Source organism: Vibrio nigripulchritudo (genome assembly GCF_027924785.1).
GTDB lineage: Bacteria > Pseudomonadota > Gammaproteobacteria > Enterobacterales > Vibrionaceae > Vibrio > Vibrio nigripulchritudo.
Window position 1 is genome coordinate 3,254,725 of sequence record NZ_AP027049.1, and the last position, 26,101, is coordinate 3,280,825.

23 protein-coding genes are annotated in these 26,101 nt (G+C 46.0%); 8 read left to right on the forward strand and 15 right to left on the reverse strand.

The annotated features are described in order from the left end of the window. Nucleotides 1-123 precede the first annotated feature (123 nt). From QMG91_RS14860 to rppH, 5 genes are read right to left on the reverse strand one after another with little or no spacing between them, the layout of a single operon-like run. Nucleotides 124-975 (reverse strand): thymidylate synthase, encoded by an 852-nt coding sequence (locus QMG91_RS14860; RefSeq protein WP_022593723.1) that lies wholly within the window; start codon nucleotides 973-975, stop codon nucleotides 124-126. Between the two features lie 8 nt (nucleotides 976-983). After that, nucleotides 984-1,796 (reverse strand): prolipoprotein diacylglyceryl transferase, encoded by an 813-nt coding sequence (gene lgt / locus QMG91_RS14865; RefSeq protein ID WP_281827409.1) that lies wholly within the window; start codon nucleotides 1,794-1,796, stop codon nucleotides 984-986. A 49-nt stretch (nucleotides 1,797-1,845) separates the two neighbouring features. After that, on the reverse strand, nucleotides 1,846-2,643 hold the full coding sequence (locus QMG91_RS14870; RefSeq protein WP_022549689.1) for a sulfite exporter TauE/SafE family protein: 798 nt from the start codon (nucleotides 2,641-2,643) through the stop codon (nucleotides 1,846-1,848). Between the two features lie 8 nt (nucleotides 2,644-2,651). Further along, nucleotides 2,652-4,901 carry a phosphoenolpyruvate--protein phosphotransferase gene (gene ptsP / locus QMG91_RS14875; RefSeq protein WP_281827412.1) on the reverse strand — a complete coding sequence of 750 codons (2,250 nt, stop codon included), beginning with the start codon at nucleotides 4,899-4,901 and terminating at the stop codon, nucleotides 2,652-2,654. Nucleotides 4,902-4,906: 5 nt separating this feature from the next. Continuing rightward, nucleotides 4,907-5,425, reverse strand: a complete 519-nt coding sequence (rppH, locus tag QMG91_RS14880) for an RNA pyrophosphohydrolase (RefSeq protein WP_004397908.1) — start codon at nucleotides 5,423-5,425, stop codon at nucleotides 4,907-4,909. A 630-nt stretch (nucleotides 5,426-6,055) separates the two neighbouring features. Here rppH and mutH point away from each other — a divergent pair. After that, on the forward strand, nucleotides 6,056-6,724 hold the full coding sequence (mutH, locus tag QMG91_RS14885) for a DNA mismatch repair endonuclease MutH (protein WP_004397904.1): 669 nt from the start codon (nucleotides 6,056-6,058) through the stop codon (nucleotides 6,722-6,724). A gap of 39 nt (nucleotides 6,725-6,763) precedes the next feature. Here the strand turns inward: mutH and QMG91_RS14890 are convergent, their stop codons facing one another. Then, nucleotides 6,764-7,069, reverse strand: coding sequence for a DUF6482 family protein (locus QMG91_RS14890; protein ID WP_022607424.1), 306 nt, complete (start codon nucleotides 7,067-7,069; stop codon nucleotides 6,764-6,766). A 158-nt stretch (nucleotides 7,070-7,227) separates the two neighbouring features. Between QMG91_RS14890 and QMG91_RS14895 the strand changes: the two genes are divergently transcribed. Continuing rightward, nucleotides 7,228-8,262, forward strand: coding sequence for an NADP(H)-dependent aldo-keto reductase (locus tag QMG91_RS14895; protein WP_004397901.1), 1,035 nt, complete (start codon nucleotides 7,228-7,230; stop codon nucleotides 8,260-8,262). Between the two features lie 58 nt (nucleotides 8,263-8,320). Here QMG91_RS14895 and QMG91_RS14900 read toward each other — a convergent pair whose 3' ends face one another. The 7 genes from QMG91_RS14900 to xerD all read right to left on the reverse strand — a co-directional run bounded on the left by QMG91_RS14900 (nucleotide 8,321) and on the right by xerD (nucleotide 17,194). Beyond that, a complete protein-coding gene (locus QMG91_RS14900) occupies nucleotides 8,321-8,572 on the reverse strand; it encodes a hypothetical protein (RefSeq protein ID WP_004397899.1) in 252 nt (83 codons plus the stop codon). Nucleotides 8,573-9,074: 502 nt separating this feature from the next. Further along, nucleotides 9,075-10,412, reverse strand: a complete 1,338-nt coding sequence (gene vpsR, locus QMG91_RS14905) for a cyclic-di-GMP-binding transcriptional regulator VpsR (RefSeq protein ID WP_004397895.1) — start codon at nucleotides 10,410-10,412, stop codon at nucleotides 9,075-9,077. A 309-nt stretch (nucleotides 10,413-10,721) separates the two neighbouring features. Further along, nucleotides 10,722-12,254 (reverse strand): lysine--tRNA ligase, encoded by a 1,533-nt coding sequence (gene lysS, locus QMG91_RS14910; RefSeq protein ID WP_022593734.1) that lies wholly within the window; start codon nucleotides 12,252-12,254, stop codon nucleotides 10,722-10,724. Nucleotides 12,255-12,287: 33 nt separating this feature from the next. Beyond that, nucleotides 12,288-13,386 (reverse strand): peptide chain release factor 2 gene (gene prfB, locus QMG91_RS14915; RefSeq protein WP_139063201.1). Its coding sequence is split into 2 segments (ribosomal slippage): nucleotides 12,288-13,310 and nucleotides 13,312-13,386, totalling 1,098 coding nucleotides; the frame shifts between segments, so codons are not numbered across the junction. Nucleotides 13,387-13,745: 359 nt separating this feature from the next. Next, the gene (recJ, locus tag QMG91_RS14920) at nucleotides 13,746-15,485 is read right to left on the reverse strand and encodes a single-stranded-DNA-specific exonuclease RecJ (RefSeq protein ID WP_281827420.1); all 1,740 of its coding nucleotides are present in this window, start codon (nucleotides 15,483-15,485) and stop codon (nucleotides 13,746-13,748) included. A gap of 46 nt (nucleotides 15,486-15,531) precedes the next feature. Then, a complete protein-coding gene (dsbC, locus tag QMG91_RS14925; protein WP_281827422.1) occupies nucleotides 15,532-16,257 on the reverse strand; it encodes a bifunctional protein-disulfide isomerase/oxidoreductase DsbC in 726 nt (241 codons plus the stop codon). Nucleotides 16,258-16,285: 28 nt separating this feature from the next. Then, nucleotides 16,286-17,194, reverse strand: a complete 909-nt coding sequence (gene xerD / locus QMG91_RS14930; protein ID WP_022549680.1) for a site-specific tyrosine recombinase XerD — start codon at nucleotides 17,192-17,194, stop codon at nucleotides 16,286-16,288. A 222-nt stretch (nucleotides 17,195-17,416) separates the two neighbouring features. Here xerD and fldB point away from each other — a divergent pair, with 222 nt between their 5' ends. Then, nucleotides 17,417-17,935: a flavodoxin FldB gene (gene fldB / locus QMG91_RS14935; RefSeq protein WP_022589833.1), complete on the forward strand. Its 519-nt coding sequence runs from the start codon at nucleotides 17,417-17,419 to the stop codon at nucleotides 17,933-17,935. 69 nt (nucleotides 17,936-18,004) lie between these two features. Here fldB and brnQ read toward each other — a convergent pair whose 3' ends face one another. Then, nucleotides 18,005-19,315: a branched-chain amino acid transport system II carrier protein gene (brnQ, locus tag QMG91_RS14940; RefSeq protein WP_022549678.1), complete on the reverse strand. Its 1,311-nt coding sequence runs from the start codon at nucleotides 19,313-19,315 to the stop codon at nucleotides 18,005-18,007. A gap of 254 nt (nucleotides 19,316-19,569) precedes the next feature. Between brnQ and QMG91_RS14945 the strand changes: the two genes are divergently transcribed. After that, nucleotides 19,570-20,283 carry a tRNA1(Val) (adenine(37)-N6)-methyltransferase gene (locus tag QMG91_RS14945; RefSeq protein ID WP_281827426.1) on the forward strand — a complete coding sequence of 238 codons (714 nt, stop codon included), beginning with the start codon at nucleotides 19,570-19,572 and terminating at the stop codon, nucleotides 20,281-20,283. A 90-nt stretch (nucleotides 20,284-20,373) separates the two neighbouring features. Then, nucleotides 20,374-21,603, forward strand: coding sequence for an ATP-dependent RNA helicase SrmB (srmB, locus tag QMG91_RS14950; RefSeq protein WP_281870080.1), 1,230 nt, complete (start codon nucleotides 20,374-20,376; stop codon nucleotides 21,601-21,603). Between the two features lie 76 nt (nucleotides 21,604-21,679). Here the strand turns inward: srmB and QMG91_RS14955 are convergent, their stop codons facing one another. Beyond that, nucleotides 21,680-22,543 carry a MurR/RpiR family transcriptional regulator gene (locus QMG91_RS14955; protein WP_022549675.1) on the reverse strand — a complete coding sequence of 288 codons (864 nt, stop codon included), beginning with the start codon at nucleotides 22,541-22,543 and terminating at the stop codon, nucleotides 21,680-21,682. Nucleotides 22,544-23,094: 551 nt separating this feature from the next. Between QMG91_RS14955 and QMG91_RS14960 the strand changes: the two genes are divergently transcribed. Genes QMG91_RS14960 through QMG91_RS14970 form a run of 3 tightly spaced genes read left to right on the forward strand, consistent with a single transcriptional unit; the run spans nucleotide 23,095 to nucleotide 25,965 of the window. Then, complete coding sequence (locus QMG91_RS14960; protein WP_004397865.1) at nucleotides 23,095-23,619, forward strand: TRAP transporter small permease; 525 nt, start codon at nucleotides 23,095-23,097, stop codon at nucleotides 23,617-23,619. Continuing rightward, entirely contained in the window at nucleotides 23,613-24,890 is a 1,278-nt protein-coding gene (locus QMG91_RS14965) for a TRAP transporter large permease (protein WP_022549673.1), read from the forward strand. Before QMG91_RS14960 ends, QMG91_RS14965 begins: the two co-directional genes overlap by 7 nt. A gap of 19 nt (nucleotides 24,891-24,909) precedes the next feature. Then, nucleotides 24,910-25,965: a TRAP transporter substrate-binding protein gene (locus QMG91_RS14970; RefSeq protein ID WP_281870081.1), complete on the forward strand. Its 1,056-nt coding sequence runs from the start codon at nucleotides 24,910-24,912 to the stop codon at nucleotides 25,963-25,965. Nucleotides 25,966-26,101: the final 136 nt, after the last annotated feature.

Sequence of the window (26,101 nt, forward strand, 5' to 3'; positions counted from 1 at the left end):
TAACGAATGTGTAATACGTCGAAAGTACTGAGAGGTCACCATAAACGCTTTGCGTACAAAAACGCCACTCTGTGCTTTAGAGTGGCGTTTTAGCGTATTCGACTACTAATCTGAGAATGAATATTAAACCGAGAACGGATACTTAATTGCGTCGTGGCACTGGTAACCAACCACTTCAAAATCGTCCATGGTTACCCAAGTTTCCAAATCTTCCAGAGATTTGATGTCTGGATTGATTCTAAACTCTGGAGCAGGGAAAGGTTCGCGCTTAAGCTGAACGTCGCGCATCAGTTCTAACTGATCTTCATAGATATGAGCGTTAACAATCTTGTGGTACGCCTGACCCGGTTTCTTGCCCGTGATCTGCGCCATTAGCGCTAAGAAAACGTAAACCTGAACCATGTTGAAGTTCAAACCTAATGGTACGTCACAAGAACGCTGGGTGCTGTTCAGGTATAAAGTGTCACCCAGCAAAGAGAAATGATGGCTGTACATACAAGGGCGTAAACACCCCATATGGAATTCGCCCGGATTGTAGAAGTTGAGTATCTCACCGCGGTCATCAACACCTTTAGAGAGATCATCAACAATTTTTCTGAGTTGGTCGATGTGCCCGCCATCCGGCTTAGCCCAGGCACGCCCCTGAACACCATAAACACGACCCATGTCGTCTTCACCCTTTCGATACGGGTTGTTCAGCCAAGCTTCGTTAAGGTTGGCGTTTGCATCCCAGGTTTTGGTGCCAAGTTTTCGAAAGTCTTCTGCGTTGTCATATCCACGAATGTAACCCAGTAGCTCTGCTACCGCGGCTTTCCAGAAGCTTTTACGCGTAGTCACTAATGGAAATTCATTCGCGGCAACGTCATAAGTAAGATCTGCGTTAATTACCGTAAGGCAACGTTTACCTGTACGTTCATTTTCAATCCACACACCGTCATCGACGATGTGCTGACACAAGTCTAAATACTGTTTCACTGTCGACCTTAAATTTTTGATTTAACAGGTTGTTTGTTTACGCTGTAAGCCCAGCCTATCAGCGCTGCTCCACCAATCACCATTGGCAGTGACAAAATTTGTCCCATTGAGATCCAATCGCCGTAGAGCCCTAAGTGCGCATCCGGCTCGCGGAAATACTCCACAATGAATCTGAATGCGCCATAGCCTAGCAGAAACAGCCCAGCGACGCTGCCTGCCGGGCGCGGCTTCTTAATAAACCAGTTGAGAATGAAGAACAAGACCACACCTTCAAGTACAAACTCATATAACTGAGATGGGTGTCGAGGCAGGTATCCACCGCTTGGGAACAATACAGCCCAAGGTACGTCAGTAACACGTCCCCAAAGCTCATCATTCATAAAGTTACCCAAACGCCCCATTCCCAAACCAAATGGCACCAGTGGAGCAATAAAATCTGCAACGCTGAAGAATGTGCGTCCATTTCGACGGGCATACCACGCCATTGCGGCGATAACACCCAGAAGACCACCGTGGAAAGACATTCCTCCGGTCCAGATTTTAAAGAGGTAAAGCGGATCGCTTAAGAGAACATCGAAATTGTAGAAGAAAACATAACCAATACGCCCACCAAGCACGACACCTAAAAAGCCAGCGAATAACAAATCCGAGACATTGTCACGCGTCCAACCACTGTTTGGCATATCAGCACGGCGGTTGGCGAGCCATAGCGCGAACACAAAGCCGACAAGATACATCAAGCCATACCAGCGCAGGGCAAGAGGTCCTATAGAAAAGATAACAGGATCAATTTGAGGAAAGGTTATAAACCCTTGGTTCATGTTTAAATCTCTTTAAATGTGATGAATCTGAAGCCGCATTTGAGTCGAATTAAAACGGCAACAGCATTTTTCCAGCGACGAACAGTAAGAATACCGCAAAGATTTTCTTCAATACTGCGGTAGGAAGTCGGGTTGCCAGTTTGGCTCCCACGCGAGTCGTTAACACGGATGTCGCAGCAATACCAAATAGTGCAGGCAAGTATACATAACCAATGCTGTACTCTGGAAGCCCGCTGGCATCTAAACCATGTACGACAAATCCGGTCATACCTGCAATGGCAATAAATGATCCGCATACCGAAGACGAACCAATCGCTTTACGCATTTCCACGCCATGACGGCTAAGAAACGGAACTGTTAACGAACCACCACCGATACCCGCAAGACTGGAAGTGACCCCAATAAGACCACCGTAACCCAAAGTGGTTCCGGCAGCAGGCATAGGGCGACTGTTTGAAGATTTTAGAGACATCAGCATTTGAATGGCGAGCCCCAAGACGATGATACCAAACACTTTAATCAGGTACTGAGTTGGGATCGCTTCAGCGATGAAAGAACCAGCTAACCCACCAACGACGACACCAGGCATAAGCCATTTAACAACGAACATATCGACGTTGCCTAGCCTAAGGTGATTAAAAGCAGAAGAACCGGAAGTCAGAATGATGGTGGCCAGAGACGTAGCCAGTGCGATGTGCATAACGAGATTGGTAGAAATTCCTGCAGCCGGGAGCAGCCAAAGCAACGCGGGGACAACCACTAAGCCTCCACCAATTCCCAATAAGCCAGCCAAGACCCCAACCACACTTCCCAGTATCAGGAATTGAATTATCAGCTCTATGTTCAAGTTTACCTCTATTTATTACCCGCCCGGACAAATCCTGCGAGATTTCGTTGTTCTAAGTAATCAAATACCTGATCGTAAATCGCCTGCCCGTACGGCTGAGCAAGCGCACTCAGAGCTAATTGCTCCAGGTCCTTCACTGAGGACTGACGAAGCAAATATTTCACTCTGGCTACGTTGGCGGTATTCATGCTCAGAGAACGATACCCTAATCCAACCAATAGTAAAGCCCCAATAGGGTCACCCGCCAACTCGCCGCAAATGCTCACCGGGAGTTTATAAGCCCGACACGTTTTTTCGATTTGTGCAAGAGCTTGTATCACGGCTGGATGCACCGATTCATATACGCCAGACACACGTGCGTTGTTACGGTCTACAGCAAGAAGATATTGGGTTAAGTCATTGGTTCCAACCGAAACGAAGTCTATTTTATCTGCCATAAATGACAGTAAATAGAGCATGGAAGGGACTTCTAACATAACGCCTACACGAGGTTTGCACACATTTTTGTGACTTTGCGACACCTCGTCATAGGCTTGTTGGATCAGAGCAAGTGCGTCATCCAGCTCTTGGTTGCCAGATAACATGGGTAATAAAATGTTGAGATTGTTCAGACCATCACTCGCTTTGAGCATGGCACGAAGCTGGATAAGGAAAATATCGGGATGGTCCAGAGTAAAGCGTATTCCACGCCAGCCCAGGAAAGGGTTGTCTTCCTCAATAGGAAGATAAGGTAAAGGTTTGTCGCCACCGACATCCAACGTCCGCATGACTACGGGTTTATTCGGATACGTTTCGAGCACTCGACGATATTGCTGATGTTGTTCTTCTTCAGAAGGAAAACGATGCTGAAGCAGAAAAGAGATTTCCGTTCGATAAAGCCCGACACCATTAACTCCCTGATTGACAGAAATGTTGGTATCAGCACTCAAACCCGCATTAAGAAGCACGTCAACTTTACAGTCATCCTGAGTTTTCGCTTCTTGATGAAGTTCTTTCTCCACCATTTTTGAGAGTTCGAATTCTTCATCTCTCAGCGAGCGATACTCTTTCAATAACTGCGCTGGCGGCTCAACGAAAATTTCACCGCTGTAACCATCTACAATCCCTTCTTTCCCATTGAGGTTTTGCGGAGTGACATTCGCTCCCATTATGGCAGGAATACCCAGCGCACGAGATAAAATCGCCGCGTGCGAGTTTGCCGCACCCTCAATAGATATCACAGCAAGTAACTTGTCTTTGGGTAGGCTAGCGAGCGTAGATGCCGTAAGTTCATTGACCACCAAAATGACGGGCTGGTTGAGCTCTAGCTCCCCCACTTCACTGGTATGCAAAAAATAAAGCAGTCGCTGCCCCAGTTCACGAATGTCTTGAGCTCGCTCTCGCAAGTACACGTCTGACATCTGAGCAAACCGGTTTGAATAGGTTTCTACGACCTGACGCAAAGCCCAGTCTGCACGATCCCCCTTCTGGATCTGCTCTTTCAGATCGTTTCGCAGCATGGGGTCGTTCAATAAATGGGTGAAGAGATCGAAAATTGCCAACGTATCTTTGTTGATATCGTTGTCCAGCTTCTTCCTTAAACGGCGAAAGTCTGCTTTTGCACTTTCCATCGCCAGTGCGAGCCATTCATGCTCCTGTTCAACATCAAGAGTACTGGCCGGGTAAACGTCTGAAAGTTTGGGCTGCGTGTCGTCCCACCAGAACTCGCCGACTGCAACACCAGGTGACGCCGCAATTCCGCTTAATTTCTGGCTGTTGGCATCATTCAGAAGCCAGTGACCTTGCGCTTGAGCATGGGCAATGATCACCGCAAGCTGAGCGGACAAAGTGACGAGAAATGATTCTTCCATTTCCGAAAAAAGCCGAGGCGATTTTTGCTGAATAACCAATACGCCAAGCACTTGTTTTCGATGAATAATAGGGGCACCTAAGAAGGAGTGATAAATGCCCTCACCCAGTTGAGGAAAGAATTTAAAGCTAGGGTGAGTAGATACTTCAGCAAGGTTAAGGGGCTCGGCGGTTCTTCGGACTAAGCCCACCAGCCCTTCATGATAACCAATGTGGATTTCGTCCCCTTCGAATTTCAGACCTTTGGTCGCCATCAATTCAAGGCGGGATAATTCATCGTTAGCAAAATAGACGGTGCAACACTCAGTTTGCATGGCATGACAAGTTTCGTTGACCAAGACATCTAATGCCTCATGAATGTGTTCAACTCTGGAAACCTGTTCAACTATATCCCGCAGCTGAGTGAGCATTTAATCTATCCTCTTCGATTCTTTCGCTTACCTTTTACTTTCCGCTCTCGAAACGGCATCGCCAACGTGGCAAACTCTTTCATCGCTCTTCGATAAACGTCACGTTTAAACGAAACAACCTGTCTTACGGGGTACCAGTAACTTACCCATCTCCAACCATCAAATTCAGGGGTATTGCCACGTTGCATATTGATTTTAGACTCATCACAGTCTAAACGCAGCAGGAACCATTTCTGTTTTTGTCCGATACAAACTGGTTTTGAATCCCATCGTACCAGCCGTTTGGGTAGCTTATAGCGTAACCAATGACGACTGGTCGCGACGACTTTTACGTCTTTTTGAGTCAAACCTACTTCTTCATACAGCTCACGAAACATTGCTTCTTCGGGTGTTTCGCCATCATCGATTCCCCCTTGAGGAAATTGCCATGAATGCTGCCCGTATCGTTTTGCCCAGAATACCTGACCATGGTTGTTACAAATTACAATTCCCACATTTAAGCGGTAACCATCGCCATCGATCACTGGCTAACCTCTAATATAAATCTCTGTTAAGTGTGATTTTTCCACATATCCCCAACTTGGGCAAACTTACATGTCGCATAATGCGTTTTTTTCTGTGCGACAAAGCCCGCACTGGATAACTTTTCATCAAAAGCCAAGTTATCAACACAAGAATGAGACCAGCGCCACATTTATTCACCTTTTCTGTGAATAAGTGTGTGAAGAAACCGAACACAATGGGAAAAACCTGATCTACTTACTGCGTACCACTACAAGAATCGAGTGTTCAGATCAAAATAAAATAAAATAAAAACAAAAAGTTAAATTAAATAGACACCTAATATTATCTTTAATGATTAACGAAAATGTTATTCAAATACAGATCGGTTAAAGATCAACCATACAAGCCTTTATCCACATCAAGAGGTCAAAAACTGACTAAATGTAGCCAGAACGTAACAAATACGTTCTACAAAACCCCTGAATATAGATCCAGTTGTTTTAGCTTTGGCGAGTTTTCTATTTTTTCTGTGGATAAGTTATTAAAAGATCCTTGAAATCCGAAGTGCTTTTTAAATGATCAATCCATTCACTCAGGATTATCTTCTGACAGATGTGATAACATGCGTTTTTTAACTGAATAACCCCTCCATGAAACCGACTCCAACATCAGAACAAGAACTCTATGAAAGAGCGTTATCCATAGCCGGCTATACACTTTCTGAGCTAGCAGAAGAAGCCAATATGGATGTTCCTGAAAACTTAAGGCGCGACAAAGGTTGGGTTGGTCAGTTACTGGAATGGCATTTAGGCGCAAGTGCCGGTAGCAAGCCACAACAGGATTTTGTTGATCTTGGTATTGAGCTCAAAAGTATCCCAATTAGTCATAAAGGAACTCCTCTTGAAACCACTTTTGTTTCTGTCGCTCCACTCATTGGTGTGCAAGGGCTGACATGGGAACATAGCCATATCAGACAAAAGCTCTCTCGTGTTCTCTGGATCCCTGTCGAAGGAGAGAGAGAATTGCCAGTCGGCGACAGACATGTAGGTTGCCCGGTTTTGTGGTCACCCACTGAAGAAGAAGAGAAGATCTTAAGGCACGACTGGGAAGAACTCATGGAGTTTATTGTGCTTGGAAAAGTTGAACAAATCACTGCCCGACACGGTCAGGCATTGCAACTGCGCCCCAAAGCAGCCAATAGCCGTGCTTTAACTGAAGCCTATGGCAGTGATGGTACGCCCATCATGACGCTCCCTCGAGGTTTCTACCTCAAGAAAAACTTTACCCAAAAGATCCTCGAACAATTTTTTGATCAATAACTCTCGCCAACATTGCGTCGCCGACATCTTCAGAGACACCTAATGAATAGCCAGCTCGATATCATGATATGGAGCAACACCAGTCTCACCACATTCATCGTAAACGTTGTGTAATCTTAGATAGGCAGTATGAACTCCCATTTTATGTAATGCAGCTTTCACCAGTTCCAGTGAATCAAAGTGCAGGGGTTCATTTTTACCTTTAATGGGTTCAAGCTTGTGTTTGTATTCCACAGCGAGCAAATAGCTAGACAGGTTGGCACAACTGATGACGAATATTTTGGGCTCTTTACCTTGTTCAATATGCTTTGCGTGCACCCAGTGATTCAGTTGTTCTCTTTGCATTTTCCCTTCCTTGGCTGGCATTCGAACCATGCATTTTTGTTATGGGGTTTGTAAAGCATAGTCAACAACTGAGTTATTGTTAAATAAGTCATTATTAGTTTTTACTTGACCGCTGCCATAACAATCAGTTTATAGTGGAAGAAAAACGAGGAATGTTTATGCAATTAAGGAAGTTACCGCATTCAACTCTTGAAATCAGTCCGTTGTGTTTAGGAACCATGACCTTTGGTGAACAGAACACCGAGGCTGAAGCTTTCTCTCAACTTGATTACGCCTTGGAAAGAGGCATCAACTTTATTGATACCGCAGAAATGTACCCAGTTCCTCCCAAAGAAGAAACGCAAGGAAGAACAGAAGAATACATTGGGAACTGGCTTGAAAAATCCGGTAAACGCGAAAAAATAGTGCTCGCGACAAAGGTAGCAGGACCGCGTGGCATTCCCTACATCAGGGACAACATGGCGTTAGACTGGCGTAACATCCACCAAGCCGTCGATGACAGTTTGCGCCGACTAAAAACAGACTACATCGATCTCTATCAAATCCACTGGCCAGAGCGCCAAACCAACTGCTTCGGTCAACTCAATTACCCTTATCCGGAAGAGCAACACGATACACCGATACTGGAAACTCTCGAAGCGCTTGCAGACATTGTTAAGCAAGGGAAAGTTCGCTATATCGGGCTTTCGAATGAGACGCCCTGGGGAGTCATGAGTTATCTAAGGCTAGCCGAAAAGCATGGATTACCAAGAGCGGTTTCTATACAGAATCCTTACAACCTGTTGAATCGAACTTTCGAAGTTGGGCTGTCTGAAATCGCTCACCACGAAGGCGTCGAGTTACTGGCGTATTCGCCTCTTGCATTCGGTGTGTTAAGTGGAAAGTACCTAAATGATGCCCGTCCAGATGGAGCTCGTTGTACTCTTTTTGAACGCTTCGTTCGATACTTTACCCCCAATGGCATCAAAGCAACGGAAGCTTATGTCAATCTTGCCCGAGAACATGGGCTAGATCCGGCTCAGATGGCATTAGCGTTTGTTAATCAACGTCCATTTGTTGCTTCCAACATCATTGGAGCAACCACTATGGATCAGTTGAAGAGTAACATTGACAGCTTGGACGTGAATTTGTCAGAAGAGTTGCTGAACTCTCTACAAGAGATTGGAGTGCAATACTCCAACCCTTGTCCCTGATTGACAGGAAATTTTTTGATTGGAGGGGCTAAGCAGATTACCTGCTTAGCCCCTTTTACTACGTTGGAATTCGCGTTCGTATTAGTCGGCGAAGATGACGAACACGGCGTTCTGCTGTAGCTGAGGGTTGCTCATTCGCACCCACTAGACGACCGTCTGGGTCAAGACCAATATCTTGCAACAGGTGGGCGTTGTGCCATGGAATGTTTTGCTGTGCTCTCGCAACACGACGTTTCCAGGCTCGCTCTTCGCGTTTGATATCGGCTTTAACTAATAAAGTTGCTAGTTGAATGTAAATTGAGTGACGCATAACTTTTCTCCAGATTGTAAAACAGGCTGGATAAAGCGATCGGAAAAACAGGATTCAATAAAAGAGACTTTCCCAGTCAGACCGCTTACCCGCAGCCTGAAAGGTTACGGATTAATTAACTATCAGATGTAGGCAGTTCACTACCACGAACGTTGGTGGTATTGCCCATATCGGTGGCGACACAAGTTTGCTGTGCTTTGAAAATGATTAGCATTTTGTGCCTCCCTGAGTTACTTAATCCAAAATAGAAGTGATTTGATGTGACTTGCTGTCACGGTTAAATTCTAACCCCGAAAGGATATTATTCAAGCAGTTATTTGCTTTATTTATAAATAAAGCAAATACCACTGTATGCAACTGGATCGAAGCTTATTCACTGGAATAATATTTAAAGTTTCAGTTATAAAATAGAATATATGTTCATAAGAAAATGCAAATACGATAAAAAAACGCTCGCAGTTTATGCGAGCGCTTGCTTTTTGTTTTGTATCTGAATCAGGATTTATGCTCTGGTTTCAGAAATCAGATTGTGCTTGTTCAGCAAGCGATACATTGTCGCTCGTGATACACCCAATTCTTTTGCGGCTGGCGTCACCTGACCATCATGTGATTCCAGTACCAATACTAAAGCATCCCTCTCCGATCGCTCTCGTATGCTACGCAAACTTCTTTGGTTGTCAGCACGTTTTGGTAAATCGAGTTGTGACTCTTCAATAACCACTGAATCTGACATCAGTACAACGCGCTTAATCTGATTCATTAACTCACGAACATTTCCTGGCCAATGGTGCTGAGTTAATGCTCTCAGAGCCTGATCAGAGAAGCTACGCGCCTGAGCGTTGTATTCACGGGAATACACGTTCAGGTAGTGATTCGCCAGTACAGCGATATCACCAGAGCGCTCTTTCAGACTAGGAACGTTAATTCTCAGTACATTGAGTCGGTGGTAAAGTTCTTCGTTAAAGTCATCATCGAGAAGGGCTTTTTCCATGTCGGAATGGTTTGCAACCAGAATCCTGACATCAACCTCTTTCGCCCCTTCTTTTGTTTCGACTTTTCCTTCCTGTAAGTAGAATAACAAATGCTGTTGTTGAGATAGCGGCATGTTCAAAATATCGTTGAACAGAATTGTGCCTCCATCAGCTTGCTCTAGCAGTGAGGACTCTCCCCAGTCGTCACCTCTGCCAATGCCGAAAATATCCATTTCCATTCGCTGCTCAGATATCGCACCGCAATTCACACTGAAAAACGGACCTTTTGAACGGGCCGATGTCGTGTGGATTGCCTGAGCAACTTTTTCTTTCCCTGATCCTGATTCCCCAAATATCAAAATACTGACATCGGTAGGTCCAATTCTTCTTACCTGATCTCGCAGACGCTTTATAGGCATTGACTCCCCAATCATGCCCATATCACTAGTCTGACCATAACTCGGCCAAACTTTTTTCTCCAGTTTCAGCATTCCAAGTTGGTGGCCAATTGTATTGAGTAATTGTGCGTCTGGTATGGGCGCAGTAAAAAAATCAATACAAAAGTTTACTATGAACTGACATATGGTATCGGAACTCAGTTGAGACTCCCGAATAAATGCCAGCCAACGAACCTGCTTGTGGCTGCTGACCAAATTAGCCAATCCATTGAGACTGAACTCATCTTGGCTTAAATCAACAATCCCAATGCAAGGACCAATCTCTGAGAACAATGTTTGTGCTTCACGAAGGTCATCACATCGCTGGCAACGCCAACCTACCTGCTCTAACACTGCAAGCCAAGGTTCGTATGTGCCTCCAACAACAACAAGTGAACCCGGTACAGAATCCATTCGGAATTGAGTACCCATTAATACTTCCTTAATCAATCTATATTGTTGTTACGATCTTCATCGTGGTTTTAAGGTGCTTGACGATTTAAATATGAATTAATCTTGCGACAATAAAACGTCTCATAGTTAAGACATAGTATAGATTGTTAAACAGTCAAGCATGAACAGACTAACCAATAACTGTTGTCAATAGTGAGACACATAAAGATAAAGTGAAAAGATCGCTCGTTTTGCAGAGCAAAATCACATATTTATAAAATTTCAGCACTCAAATTAAGATCAAAAAAAGCCACCCGAAGGTGGCTTTAATTTTGAGACACAAAATTTTTACTGCTGTGGTCGCATTGCTGGGAATAGAATTACATCACGAATGGTATGCGTGTTTGTGAATAACATTGCCAATCGGTCTATACCAATTCCCTGTCCTGCTGTTGGTGGCAGACCATGCTCAAGTGCTGTGATGTAGTCTTCGTCGTAGTACATCGCTTCATCATCACCCGCATCTTTTGCTTCAACCTGAGCTTTAAAACGAGCGTCCTGATCTTCAGCATCGTTAAGCTCGGAGAAACCATTTGCGACTTCACGACCACCGATAAAGAACTCAAAACGGTCAGTGAAGAACGGGTTGTCGTCGCTACGGCGAGCCAATGGAGAAATGTCTGCAGGGTAGCCAGTGATGAAGGTTGGCTGAATCAGCTTAGGCTCGGCTGTCTCACCGAAAATCTCTTCAAGTAGTTGACCACACGTCCAGAACTCTTCCACTTCTACGTGAACAGACTTCGCAATCGACACCATTAGGTCACGGTCTTGCAGATCCGCTTCTGTCAGTTTCTGAATTGCTTCGTGCTCTGGGTTGTAGTGTTTGATGGCTTCAAACATGCTCATACGAGCGTATTTACCACCGAATTCAACCGTTTCATCACCGTAAGGCATAGACGTTGAACCAAGAACATCCAGCGCTACCGTACTTAGCATCTCTTCAGTCAGGTCCATTAGGTCCTTGTAGTCTGAGTACGCTTGGTAGAATTCCATCATAGTGAATTCTGGGTTGTGACGAGGAGACAAACCTTCGTTACGGAAGTTACGGTTGATTTCGAATACACGGTCAAAACCACCCACAACCAAACGCTTAAGGTAAAGCTCTGGCGCAACACGCAGGTACATATCAATGTCCAGCGCATTGTGGTGAGTGATGAACGGGCGAGCCGTTGCACCGCCAGGAATCACGTGCATCATTGGTGTTTCCACTTCCAGGTAGCCTTTGCCACTCATGAAGTTACGGATAGAAGACACCAGCTTAGAACGGATGATGAACGCCTGACGAGAGTCTTCGTTCACAATCAGGTCAACATAGCGCTGACGGTAACGCATTTCCTGATCCGTCAAGCCGTGGAACTTCTCTGGAAGTGGACGCAGTGCTTTGGTCAGCAACTCGTACTCTTCCATGTTCACGTAAAGATCACCTTTACCAGACTTGTGAAGCGCACCTTTTACACCGATGATGTCACCGATGTCTAACCCTTGGTATTTTGCTTTCAGCTCTTTCTGAACATCTTTCGCCGCATAAGCCTGAATACGGCCAGAAGTTTCCTGAATCACAAGGAAAGGACCACGCTTCGCCATGATACGACCCGCGATCGCCACTACGTGGTTCAGCTCTTCCAGTTCTTCTTTGCTCTTTTCACCGAACTCTTTCTGAAGGTCGCCAGCCAAGCTGTCACGACGGAAGTCGTTAGGGTGACCGTTAGCGTTGCAAGTCTTGCGAATTTCATCCAATTTCGCGCGACGCTCGGCAATCAGCTTATTCTCTTCTTGTGAATGGGCTTCTAGTTGCGTTTCATTTTGAACAGCATCAGTCATTTTCGATGTATCCTGTCGATTGTCGGTGAAAGCTTACAGACCTGATTTCAGGCTGGCTTCGATAAATTTGTCCAGATCGCCGTCAAGAACCGCTTGCGTGTTGCGGTTTTCAACGCCGGTACGTAAATCTTTGATTCGGGAGTCATCCAGTACATAAGAACGGATTTGGCTACCCCAGCCGATGTCAGACTTGGCGTCTTCATTGGCTTGCTTCTCTGCGTTCTGCTTTTGAAGCTCAAGTTCGAATAGCTTCGCTCGAAGCTGCTTCATTGCCTGATCTTTGTTTTTGTGCTGAGAACGGTCGTTCTGACACTGCACCACAGTGTTAGTGGGAAGGTGGGTAATACGTACCGCAGATTCCGTGGTGTTAACGTGCTGACCACCAGCACCCGACGCACGGTATACGTCGATGCGAAGGTCGGCAGGGTTAATGTCGATAGCAATGTTTTCGTCAATCTCTGGGTAAACAAACGCAGACGCAAATGAAGTATGACGACGACCGCCTGAATCGAATGGCGATTTACGAACCAAACGATGAACGCCCGTTTCAGTGCGAAGCCAGCCGTAAGCGTACTCACCTGAAATACGAACCGTTGCCGATTTCAGACCCGCTACTTCACCTTCAGATACTTCAATCACTTCCGCTTTGAAGCCTTTGGCCTCAGCCCAACGCAAGTACATGCGAAGCATCATGTTGGTCCAGTCTTGAGCTTCTGTACCACCTGAACCCGCTTGCAAGTCGATGTAGCTATCAGAGGAGTCGTGATCGCCAGCAAACATACGACGGAATTCAAGCTTCTCTAGCTTTTGTTCAAGTTCAGCCAATTCTGGCTCAATCTCGTCGAAGGTTTCCTGATCTTCTTCTTCAACCGCCAGTTCCAGAAGACCATCAACGTCTTCCACACCCTGGTCTAGCAAGTCGATGGTTTCTACCACCGCTTCCAGTGATGCACGTTCTTTACCTAAAGCTTGTGCTCGCTCTGGTTCGTTCCATACATCCGGCTGTTCAAGTTCTGCGTTTACTTCTTCTAGACGCTCTTTCTTGGCGTCATAGTCAAAGATACCCCCTCAGGACATTCGTGCGCTCAGTCACGTCCTGCAGGCGGTTTTTAATTGGATTGATTTCAAACATGTTTGCTCAACATTTTAGCGTAGAATTTAACCGAGGAATTCTACTTAAAAATGTGACAGAGATACAGGAAAAATTTGCGCAATTTGAGCTGAGAAATTGCAGATGCCCACTGCTCTCAATCAGCAGCGGGACAGGGTTGAAAGGCAATACTCGATGCGAGGTTACTTAACCTGAGCTCGGGATAAGAGGTTAGCTAATTCGTTAAAATAAATGAATATTTCTATCGGGACATTCTAATGAGAAATTTTCACTTAAGACAAGGCGAACACACGAATCAATAACGGGTTATTGAGAGAGGGTTCAACGCAGTATTAAGTGAAAAGAGCCATTAGAAAGCAAGTTGTTATCCCTAGTTCAGGTTACTTGGCTTCGATATGATCGATCATCAACTGAAGCGACTGATTGCCACGAAACTCGTTTACATCCAGTTTGTAGGCTAAGTGTACGGTTTTCACCGACGCGTCTGGCCAGCGACGTAAATCGATATTGAACGCAATGCCATCAATCATGATATTGGTCGGGTGCCCCTTATGCAGCGGCTCTAACATCAATTTCAGGTGCTTCTCGCCCACCAGCTTTTGATGCAGGACTTTGAATTCGCCATCAAAAATGGGCTCTGGGAATGCTTGTCCCCATGGTCCGGCTCCACGTAAAGTTTCAGCTACGTGCATGGAAAACTCTTCGGGTAGCAACTCGCCGTCAGACATCACCACGCCTTTGAGTGAGGCTTCATCAAGATCTTGCCTGACCGCTTCATCGAACAGTTTGCTGAATTTTTCAAAATCGACTTCATCGATGGTCAATCCTGCCGCCATGGCGTGACCACCAAATTTAGCAATTAACCCTGGGTTTTGTGTGTCGATTCTGTCCAATGTATCTCGCATATGCAGACCGGGAATAGAACGGCAGGAACCTTTGATTGTGCCTTCTCCGCCGTCGGCAAAGGCGATCACCGGGCGATGAAACTTCTCTTTAATGCGCGAAGCTAAAATACCGATAACACCCTGATGCCAGTCTCGCTGGAACAAGGCTAAACCATAAGGAAGCTCCGCATTTTCACCAAATTGCAGACGTTCACAAAACGCCATGGCTTCTTGCTTCATACCTTCTTCGATTTCTTTACGGGTTTGGTTGAGTCCATCCAACTCACTCGCCATGCGGCGCGCAGCGTGGATGTTGTTGCTCATCAGAAGCTCAACCCCAAAAGACATGTCATCCAAACGCCCCGCCGCATTAATGCGTGGCCCTAAGGCAAATCCGAAATCGGATGCCACCAGTCTGCGAGCATCTCGTTTGGACACTTCGATAAGCGCCTGAATTCCCGGGCGAGCTTTACCAGCACGAATGCGTTGTAACCCTTGATGCACCAAGATTCGGTTATTCTCATCCAGAGGCACGACATCGGCGACGGTTCCAAGTGCGACTAAGTCGATAAGCTCCATCAGTTTGGGTTCTTGCATCCCCTGTGAGGCAAACCAATTGAGCTTTCGCATGTGAACGCAAAGCGCCATCATCATGTAGAACGCAACACCAACACCAGCCAAAGATTTTGATGGAAACTGACAAGACTCAAGGTTGGGGTTAACAATCGCATCAGCAATGGGAAGCTCATTTCCCGGTAAGTGATGATCGGTGACGATAACCGTTAAACCCTTCTCCTTTGCGTAACGCACGCCATCTATAGACGATACGCCATTGTCGACCGTCATGATGACTTCAACACCCAGCTCCAGAGCCTGATCGACCACCTCCGGACTTAAGCCGTATCCATCTTCAAAACGATTTGGCACCAGATAGTCCACGTTGGGACAACCCAGCATCCGAAGCGCAAGCACTGACAACGCAGAACTGGTTGCACCATCCGCGTCAAAATCCCCTACGACGATGATGCGTTTTTGTTTCTGAATCGATTCAAACAAAATCTCTACGGCTTGCTGTATTCCACCCAGTAGTTGGTATGAGTGAAGCGCTTTCGCTGCTTTCTCTAACTGGTTAATACTTTGAACACCGCGTGCGGCGTAGATGCGTTGCAATAAAGGGGGAATGGAGTCAGGTAAGGAGTGAGGCGCGTCTTGCGGACGTCTTTGAATTTCAATCATAAGAATGGCGTTTGCCTGAGGTTTCCCTCAGGCATCCGTTGGTCAATTAGTTAAGTCTTTCTAGCTGAGCAGTCAAATCTTCTGGAGACAGATAACCGCCAATTACATTACCGTTACTGGTTACGATAGCTGGTGTACCACGTACACCCAACTTAGAACCAAGATCACGATGTGCAGCGATGGTGTTCTGACATTGTAACAGCTCACTGGTTTCTTGCGAGAAAGTACGCTCAAGCTTTACTTCGTCCATTGCGGCTTTCTGATCATTCGCACACCAGATTTGTGACATTTGATGCCCTACCTGACTTTGTGCACCAGCACGTGGGTAAGCAAGGTAGCGAACGGTAATACCATTCTTGTTGTAGTCTTCCATCTGACGGTGCAGTTTCAGACAGTAACCGCAATCTACGTCGGTAAATACTGTCACGACGTGCTTCTCTTCTTTGGCTTTGTATTCAATCCAGCTTGAAGAGAAGTCTTTGATTTTTTCTGCGTAACGCTTGGCGATCACGTCTGTGAAGTTACCTTTGTCATCCAGGGCATAGATTTTACCCTGAATGAAGTAGTCCCCTTTTTCTGTAGAAAGGAACAACCCTTGATTGGTTTCTACTTCGTAAAGACCCGCAATGTCGCTGCCTTCTACGGATGTCACCATCAGACCAAGTTTACTGAAACGCTCTGTGATGGATTTTGTGTCTGCGTCTGCTGCGAATAGAGAAAATGAAGCCAGCGCGCCCGCTGCTACAACACCAAGTTTGCGCATGAAATGCATGTTTTCACCTTAAAAGTTAATGTACGAACTACGCCCTTGGGTGGTGCTGTTCGTGAATCTGTTTGAGTCGCTCTGTTGCGACGTGAGTATAAATTTGCGTGGTCGATAAGTCACTATGACCCAATAACATTTGCACCACTCTCAAATCTGCACCGTAATTCAACAGGTGCGTTGCAAATGCATGTCGGAGCACGTGAGGCGACAACGCATCCGTGTCGATTTCTGCCAGCGTGGCGTAAAATTTAATTCGATGCCAGAACGTCTGGCGCGTCATTTGTCTTGCCCGCTTGCTTGGGAACACTACATCCGATGACGTTTCCCCCAAAATGCTTGGACGACCATGTTCTAGGAAGGTTTCAATCCAATCAACGGCATTTTCTCCCATTGGGACCAACCGCTCTTTTCCGCCTTTACCTGTTACACGAACAACGCCCTGCCGCAGGCTAATATTTTCCATCGTCAGGCTAACCAGTTCAGTGACCCGAAGCCCTGTCGCATAAAGGAGTTCAAGCATGGCTTTGTCGCGAAGCTCTATCGGGTCATTAGGATCTGGCGTGTTGAGTAAATCTTCAACCTGCTGTTCACTCAAATCCTTGGGCAGCCGCTTGGGCAGTTTGGGGCTCACCAGCAAAGCACTTGGGTCGTCTGCTCTTATCTTTTCTCGGTGAAGATATTGAAACAGACGGCGAATCGCAGAAAGCATTCTCGCTCGCGACGTCTGTTTATAGCCTTGATCCATCAGCCAGCCTTGATAGTCCTGTAACCCAGAGACGCTGATGAAATCGAGCCGGAAGTTCTCTTTCAACATCCAGCTCAGCAACTTGGATAAATCGTTACGGTATGAAGCGAGCGTATTCTCAGACAATCCACGCTCCATCCACATGGCATCAAGAAACTGCTCCATTAAGTAGGTATCTGGATGACTTGTTTCCGTCATTCTTATCTCTCTTTTTATCGGTAACACTCATGAGAGTATGTGAGGCATGAAAATAATACTATTAAAATTCACCTACAATCGTATAAACCCTGCAAATTTGAGCACGTTATGAGCATCTCCTCTAAATACTTATGACTGAAAATCCATCTTGTCGCAGAGCCTAGCATCTGAAGGTTATTTGGGTATAGAATCTGCCATCTCTTCGACAAACAATGACAGATCATGAAAATCGGACTTTTTTACGGCTCAACAACCTGCTACACAGAAATGGCAGCGGAAAAAATTCGCGCCTTCATCGGCGAAGATTTAGTGGACATATTTAATGTAAAAGAAACACCACTATCATTGATGAACAACTATGATCTGTTATTGCTAGGGATTTCTACGTGGGATTTCGGTGAAATTCAAGAAGATTGGAGTGCAATATGGGAGCACATCGGTGGCGTGTCGCTAAACGGCAAACACGTCGCATTGTTCGGCTTAGGCGATCAAGAAGGCTATGGCGAGTGGTTTCTCGATGCGATGGGGCTTCTTCATGATGAACTGATTCCAACAGGCGTAAAATTCATTGGCTACTGGCCAAATGAAGGTTATGAATTCGAAGCATCTAAAGCCCTTACGGAAGACAAATCACAGTTTGTCGGTCTGGCTCTTGATGAGGATTCCCAGTACGAGTTCAGTGATGAGCGCATCGAGAAGTGGTGTGAGCAAATCCTGGTGGAATACCACGACTCACTATAACTCTATACATTTATAAAAAAGGGGCTGATGATTATCAGCCCCTTTCTTGTTTTGTTTACTAAGTCGCGATTATGCCGCTTCTTCCGACAACTCTTTACGAGGTGCGCCAATGAAGAACATGCAGATGATCGCCGCCATAGTTGGCATCAGCCAAGCCATGCCCACTTCAAACAGTGGAAGCATATTGAATGCGTTGACATTGATACCCGAAACCTTCGCAGCATCCAGAAGAGCAAACACAAATGCCACCAATACTACTACGCGGTACGCTACACGCGGATTTGGCAAGCGATCGCGTACAAACGCCAGTGCAACCAAAGCAATGGCTACTGGGTAAAGAGCAAACAGAACTGGAACAGACAGTGAAATCAGCTGGCTCAGACCAACATTTGCCACCACTGCGCACGCGACTCCAATAACCACAACCCAGGTTTTGTAGTTGATTTTGGTGATAGAGCTGAAGTAATCAGAACAAGCTGAGATCAGACCAATAGCTGTTGTCAGACACGCCAATAGAACAATCACAGACAGAACCGTCTGACCCGACGCACCGAACAGAGCCTGTACGTATAGGCTTAGGATCACACCACCGTTATCTGCACCAGCAGCCACAGTACCACTTGTAGAACCCAAGTAGAAAAGAGACACATAAACAAATGCCAGACCCGCTGCTGCGATCACCGCTGCGCTGATCAGGTATTTAGTCGTCGGTTTGGACTCGGTAATGCCTTTGCTACGCAGTGCATCCACAATAAGAATACCGAACATCAGAGCGCCGAAGGTATCCATGGTGTTATAACCTTCAAGGAAACCTTTGATCAGTGGCTGAGTCACATACTCGCCCTGCGCTTCTGTTGGAACGCCTTGTGGGTTTAGAAATACAGACACAGCTAACGTAATCAAACCGATGAACAGCACTGGCGTCAGCACTTTACCAATGGTGTCGATCAACTTGCCCTGAGACCAGGCAAAAAACATCGCAATGGTAAAGAACGCAATGGAGAATATAGTCAGATGCATTTGCTCTGCGTTAGCAATGAACGGCTTCACTGCCATCTCGTACGCAACCAAACCTGTACGTGGGGCAGCAAATGCAGGACCAATAATAATGAAGATCAGTACGACAATAAGTGTCGCTACCTGTTTAGGAAGGTGCTTAGAAAGATGTTCCCAAGATCCACCCGCTACTGCAATAGCAATAATGGTGATCAAAGGCAGACCTACCGCAGTAAACAGAAAACCGGACATGGCAGGAAACAAATTTTCACCTGCTAATTGACCCGCAAGAGGAGGGAAAATAATATTGCCCGCTCCTAAAAAGAATGCAAAGAGCATAAAGCCCAGAGCAACGACATCAGTTGTTTTTAGTTTTTGATTCACTTAAAACCCTTATAAAAATCTTGTGTTTGCAAATATTCTGAAATTTTATTCTAGAATTAAGGGGCGAATAATGAACAAAAGCGATAACAGAAACAAGAGAATGACAAAAAACACAATAAAAATTCAATCAGAACACCATTTAGCAGATAGAATCACTAGCTACATGTAATATTTCAGCTCATATAACTAATTAAAATCTTTATCTTTAAAATAACAAGAATTTAATATATTTAACCACTCGACCAAACCAACATATGAAGAACAGAACCAAAGACTTTCAATTCAAACAGTTTAAGATTCGCGGTGGTCGTAGCGGAATGCCAGTCAGTACCGATGGCGTATTACTGGGTGCCTGGGCTTCAATCCCGCCTGCTGGTCAACTGCTGGATATTGGTACTGGGACTGGTTTACTGTCTTTAATGTGCGCTCAGAGATCCGATGACAACCTTGTGATTACCGCCGTTGAGCTAGAGCAAGATGCCTTTGAAACTGCAAGCTTAAATTTTGCAGACAGCCCCTGGAGCCAAAAGATACGTCCTGTTTGTGGCGATATATTAAACCTGTCATTCGATACCCAATTCGACGCCATTATCTGCAATCCGCCTTACTTCAACAGCGGAGAACAAGCCTTAGACACTCGTCGTGCCGACGCCCGCCACACCAATACGCTAACTCACAGCGCTTTAATGAAAACCTGCTGGACGCACCTTACTGATACAGGATCAGCAAGCTTTGTGCTGCCTGTGGTTGAAGGGGAACAATGCATCGAGATCGCACAGGCGCAAGGCTGGCACTTATCTCAATGTTGTCGTGTTCAGACAACCGCTCGAAAACCAGCAACCCGACTGCTTTTTGCCCTGACCAAACAGCCGTGTGAAACGCAAGAGTCCTCTTTAGTAATCAACCAGGGTAATGGCTACAGTTCAGAATTCATTGCTCTTACCCAAGACTTTTACTTAAAGATGTAAAGATCCTGCTGGAAAATGCGTTTTATCTGATGGGTTATGGGTATATAATTCGCGCCCAATTAATCATTCACACGCTTGTGGAGACCCACTGTGATCAGAACTTTTGCTGAACTCGAACTCGATCCAAATCTGTTGGAAGCCATTGAAGAGATGGGATACGAACGCCCAACTCAAATTCAGGCTAAAGCAATTCCGCAAGCACTGGATGGTCGCGATGTCCTCGCGTCAGCTCCTACCGGAACAGGTAAAACTGCCGCTTTCGTCATTCCTGCACTGCAATATCTGCAAGATTTTCCACGCCGTAAAGCGGGACCAGCACGTATTCTGATCCTGACACCAACTCGTGAGCTGGCGATGCAGGTTGCGGATCAAGCCAGAGCTCTGGCGAAGTACACAAACCTGAAGATCTTCACCATTACTGGCGGGGTTCAGTATCAGGAACACGCGGATATTCTATCCACCACGCAAGATATCGTGGTCGCGACACCGGGTCGTTTGATGGAATACATTGAAGCGGAGCGTTTTGACTGCCGCGCCATTGAGTGGCTGGTACTGGATGAAGCGGATCGCATGCTGGATATGGGATTTGGTCCGACCGTTGACCGCTTATCAGCAGAGTGTCGCTGGCGTAAACAGTCTATGTTGTTCTCGGCAACGCTTGAAGGTCGTGGTGTGGAAGGCTTCACAGCGGATCTTTTGAAAAACCCAGCCGAGCTGGATGCAGAACCTTCTCGCCGCGAACGCAAAAAAATCACTCAGTGGTATCACCGCGCCGACTCCATGGAGCACAAATATCAGCTTCTTAAGCACGTGGTAACCGAACAGGCGGAACGTTCCATTGTATTCTTAAAAACACGCGATCGCCTGGCGGACTTACGTTCTAAATTAGAGAGTGACCAAATTACCTGTGCGTGGATTCAGGGTGAGATGCCGCAAGATCGCCGTAACAACGCCATTCGCCGTTTCCGCGATGGTGAAGTAAACGTTCTGCTGGCAACCGACGTGGCCGCACGTGGTATCGATTTGCCAGACGTATCTCATGTCATCAACTTCGATATGCCTCGAACCGCCGATGTTTACCTGCACCGAATTGGTCGAACCGCTCGTGCTGGTAAAAAAGGAAATGCGTTGTCTATCGTTGAGGCGCACGACCAGCCGATGCTGGATCGCGTCGCTCGTTACACCAAAGAAGACATCAAAGAGCGCTTCATTGAAGGCATGAGACCGCAACACAAAAAGCCAGTGTTCAAGAAAAAGAACAAGAAGAAAGAAGCGAAGAAAGCCGACAAGAAAAAAAGCGCTAAGAAAAAGAAGAAGTAGTCTTTTCTTCAATAATTAAATATATAGAAGTATAAAAGGCAGCGATTTCGCTGCCTTTTTGTATTCATCTTTAGACCTAGTCACCAAGAGGCTGCCTGTCTCCACCACCACGGTGTGAATCAAGCGCCACTTTCAGTCGGCGTAGCCTGTCACGAGATCGTCGTTTATGACTGACAGCCAGTTCCATTGAAATCACATCCACCAGCGCCAGCATTGCGTATCGTGACGCTGAAGGTTTATAGATAAAATCTGTTTCCTGAATGACAATGGGCAATGTCAAATCACATACTTCTGAAAGCGGGCTGCCCTGACTGGTAATGGCGATCACCTTCAGGCCATACTGCTTTGCTGTTTCTGCCACTTCAAGAATCGTTGGTGTATATCCGGTAACCGACATCACCACCAGCACATCATTGCTGTCTGCGGTTGCCGCGACCATGCGTGAAAGCAAGCCGTCATTGTAAGCGGCAACCGGATAGCCTAAGCGGAATAAGCGATGCTGAAATTCCTGCGATATCATAGTGGACCCACCACCCATTCCAACCGCCAGAGTCTGGCGAGCATTGTGGATCCATTCCGCAGCCTGTTTCACGTCTGCTTCATCAATGACTTTTCGGTTGAGATCCATAGAATGCTTGATGGATTCGTAAATCCCCTGCATCCCAGTTTGATCTATCGGTTCATCAATGAAACGCTGCCCCACCGCCAGTGACTGTGCCAGTTTGATCTTGAGATCACGAACATTGATACACCCGACGGCTTTTGCAAAACGGGTGATGGTCGCCTCACTGACACTCGCCTGTTGCGCCATCTCGGTAATACTGGCGTTAGCAGCAGATGCCAGATCATCAGCAATGAAATTCGCTACTTTTTTTTCTGCTTCGCGAAGACTGGTATATCGCTCACTGATTTTGGAAAGAATATCGATATCGACAGACACGGATTGCTCTCAGTATGAAGTTTTTATTTGGTTAGATACTTTCTAACATAATTACCACACTATCTATACCCCTAACCTCTCAAGTCGGTAGATTGCGATACAAAATCCGCTTATGCCGAAGGCTTAGTATCACTTCAAGGCACCGACTAACCCCATTACACACAATCAATTTTATCTTTACTAATTAAACAATTAGATTAAATAACTCAAAGAACGACACCTATTTCATCAGGTTTCTAATCGTGATCCATTTCAAATAACAACACAAAATGTGCGTGTTGTTACTTTTTTGCAACAAGAAGAAAAAACGAGCAAATTACGACCACAAAACAATCAATTAGATCGTGATAGTTTTTGTTTTATCAAAACAACGCAGACCGATAACATTTTATTTTTCAATAATTTACAAATAAATTGCATTCAATGTTAGAAACTAACATATTTGTGATCGTTTTATCAGTTATAAACAATCATAGTGACTAAATTATCTTCCAAGCAAAGCACAACTCTATCAATAAAATCATTGCTGACTGGAAGGAGCCGCCGTCGCCATGTCGTTTTCTGTCGTACCTCATATAAAACAATCTCTCAATCGAGTTAACCAGTTCATCGTCGGGATCTTAATGATTATGCTGATTCTGGACGTATGGATCGGTGTTCTTGATCGCTATGTATTTCAATGGCAACTGGTGTGGGTTGAAGAACTCGCCCGCTACATCATGATCTGGGCGATCTTAATGGCCGTTCCCTGCTGCACCGCCGGACGAGAGCATATGGGGCTGGAGTTTGTTGTTCGACGATTTCCCCAGCCTATACAGACTCTGATAAAGCGAACACTCGGCTTACTCACCTGCCTGTTCTTTTTCTATATTGCCTACCTTGGGTACTTCTTCGCCATGAAAGGTGCAAATCAGCTTTCAACGGTTTTCGCTCTGCCTATGTCCTATGCCTATGCAGCCGTTCCGGTGACTTTTGCGCTTTCGGGTTTTCAGGCTTTATTGGTCTGGATTGAGGATTGCGCCGGGCTCACTCCCCCAGCCAATAAAATAGCTTCACAGGAGGAGACGCCATGCTAGTCGGTGGTCTATTCCTGATATTAATGCTGCTGGGTGCTCCTATTGCCATAGCGCTCGGTGTTGCTGGATTAACAGGTATGTTCGAAATGGGCGGAGCACACTTTGCGTCTCTGGCTCCGAGTAAAGTCTTCAACGGCTTAAACATTTTCCCATTCCTTGCGATGCCATTTTTCATTCTCGCGGGTGAAATCATGAACCATACGGGCATCACTAATCGCTTGGTTTATCTGGCGGAAGCGTTGGTGGGGCATTTTCGTGGAGGCTTAGCGCACTCCAATATGGTGGCATCCGTTTTCTTTTCAGGGATTACAGGCAGCGCGACTGCTGACGCCGCAGCATTTGGAAGAACGCTGGTTCCTGCCATGGAAAAACAAGGCTACAGCCGTTCGTACGCCTGCGCTGTAACTGCGGCAGGTTCCATCATTGGTCCCACTATTCCACCTTCCGGGTTGATGGTGGTCTACGGGTCCTTAATGGGGGTATCCATTGGTGGTCTGTTTGCAACGGGTATATTGCCCGGGTTACTGGTGTGTTTTGTCTGTATGGCGATCATCGCTGCCATGGGCAAGCGTAAAAACCTGCCAAAGATGAGCGAGAAGTCTTCACTGACCGAAGTGTTAAAGCATTTCCGACATTCTGCACTGGCTCTATTGATGCCCCTTATTATTTTGGGCGGCATTGTGTTTGGTATTGTAACCCCAACGGAAGCCGCATCCATTGCCGTAGCATACGCACTGATCATCGGATTTCTTATCTATCGCAACCTCACCTTTCCGGCCCTGTTTCAGATGGTGGTGCGCACGGCTCAGATTTCCGCGGTGATTTATCTGATCATCGGGTCTGCATCGATTCTTGGTTGGTGGCTCAGCTTCAACCAGATCCCACAAATGATCGCCGATATCTTTATCTCGCTATCCGATAACCCAAATGTGATTCTGTTTTTGATCATCAGTTTGCTTCTGGTGGTCGGCATGCTCATGGACATCAACGTCATGTTGATCATTCTTGCCCCCATCCTTGTGCCACTGACGGCAGAAATCGGTATGCATCCTCTGCATGCAGGCATTGTGTTTGTGCTGGCACTCAATATTTCCCTGATGACACCACCAATAGGCGCTTGCCTGTTCGTCTTGTCTTCGGTCACGGGCGCTCGGATAGAAGGCATATCCAAGGAGCTGATGCCCTTTTTATTCGGACAGCTTCTTTTGCTGTTCACTATCGCGTACTTTCCCGACTTAGTCCTGTTCATACCAAGACTGCTTGGGTACTAACCAAAACATTAAAGGAGTAATGATGAAGCATTTAACCAAATCGCTGCTGGCGATAGCCCTTGCCACCTCCCTACTGGCAGCCCCCTATTCTATGGCTGCGAAAGTACTGCGCATTGGTCATGACAACAAAGCCGACATTATGGAAAATCCGGCGCACGCCTTTACTGGTGTGTTTAAAAACATTGTTGAGACCGCTTCTAATGGCGAAATCAAAGTGCAGGTCTTTCCGAGTAACCAGCTTGGTAGTGCCAAAGAGCATATTCAGATGGTTAAAGATGGTCAGCTACAGGGCACTTTATCTTCCGTTGGGGCGTTGGCCGGTTATTACCCTCGCATTGGTATCTTAGACGTACCTTTTGCGTTCAATAATAATGCTGCGACTTACGATGTACTGGACGGGGCATTTGGTAAGGCATTAGCCAGTGATATTGAATCTGAAATGAAAGACGTCCGCGTGCTGGGTTTCCCTGATACAGGCGGCTTCTTCTCGGTGACTAACTCAAAACGTGCGTTGGAATCTCTGGACGACTTCAAAGGGCTGCGCATTCGTACCATGACGTTGCCAACACACCAGAAAATCATCCAGTCTCTGGGCGCTCAAGCCTACCCACTGGCTTGGGGCGAAGTGTATTCTTCCTTGCAAACAGGCGTAATTGACGGGCAAATGAACCCAATTCCAACCGTTTCATTTGCCAAGTTCAACGAAGTGCAGAAGTACCTGACTCTGACCAACCACCTGTTTGCCCCGTATACCTTTATGATCAACCGTGATTTCTTTGATGGCTTGTCTGCCAATGAGCAAAAAATTGTCCGTGATGCGGTGCAAATTGCTCTGAGTGCCAACCGTGGTTTATCTCGCCTGATTGAAGCGTCTGAAGATCGTGGACTGGAAGGGTTGAAGAAGAAAATGAAAGTAAACTCATTGACCGATGCACAACGCCAACAAATGCGCGACGTAACTCAGCCAACGATCAAAGCTTACGTCAAAGAAACACACGGTAAAAAAGGGGAAGAACTGCTGAACCTGTTCTTAAGCGAAGTCGATAAAGCAAATCAGTCTTCCTACCTACAGTAAAACCACACCTCCTTTCACTATAGGGCTGCGATAATGCAGCTCTATATGCATTCAATTTAATATCGATCGCATTTCTGATCCCCGCTTCCAATAAAAGGCTGTCAAGTTGACCTTACCTCCTCAGAATACTTTCATT